The sequence below is a fragment of the Dietzia cercidiphylli genome, assembly GCF_039531545.1.
Taxonomy (GTDB): domain Bacteria; phylum Actinomycetota; class Actinomycetes; order Mycobacteriales; family Mycobacteriaceae; genus Dietzia; species Dietzia natronolimnaea.
In genome coordinates this window covers 1-620 of the sequence record NZ_BAAAQG010000017.1, presented here as the reverse complement: position 1 = coordinate 620, position 620 = coordinate 1, and the positions used below count along the sequence as shown (strand labels likewise).

The 620-nt window shown below is 66.5% G+C and carries 1 protein-coding gene and 1 pseudogene; both read right to left on the bottom strand.

The genetic code is table 11. From position 1 onward, the window contains the following. Positions 1-385: class II aldolase/adducin family protein (locus ABD250_RS15330; protein ID WP_344393141.1), on the bottom strand; the 385-nt coding region annotated here is incomplete at its 3' end. Continuing rightward, positions 382-620 (bottom strand): annotated as a pseudogene (locus tag ABD250_RS15325) (NAD(P)/FAD-dependent oxidoreductase); the annotation flags it as partial. The pseudogene ABD250_RS15325 and the gene ABD250_RS15330, both read right to left, overlap by 4 nt.

Sequence of the window (620 nt, the reverse complement as noted above, 5' to 3'; positions counted from 1 at the left end):
TGGGGCGTACTGCAAGCCCTGCCAGGTCGGCGGCAACCACTCGCGGGGGATGGGCGTGAACGACAGCTCGGATGTCTGGGCGGCGCCGGAAGAGCTCGGTGTGCAGCGGCAGTTCGTTGGGGACCGTGTACCCGCCCGCGAGCTCGCCGTCGGCGGCGGGATTGCCGTCGAGGTCCACCATGCGGATGTCTTCGGCTTGCGTGTACGCCAGTCCGCGTTCGTACGGGCCGCGACAGCGCACCAGCAATGTGCTGTCGGTAATTTTCAGGCTGATGTGACCCAAGATTCCATCTGCCAGGCCCCGATGGGCCAAGACCCGGCAGGCGAGGGCGATATGTTCCCGGGTGACGCTCTCGGTCTGGGGCAGCAAGTTCCCGGGTGTCATGACGTCCTCCTCGGCGGTGGCTCCAACTGGGGTTCGAGCTTGGCGTGCAGATCCTGCACCGTGATGCCCCTGGCCATGCCCAGACGGCAGGCAATGAGGGCTTTGGGCCAGTTCACGATGGCTGCGCCCCGGACGGTGGTGCCGTCGATGGTGTAGAGGGCGGCGAATTTGCCGTGGACCTGCGGGTGTCCGATGAGGACGTGGTCGACATTGCCTCCGACGCGTCCCACGACCT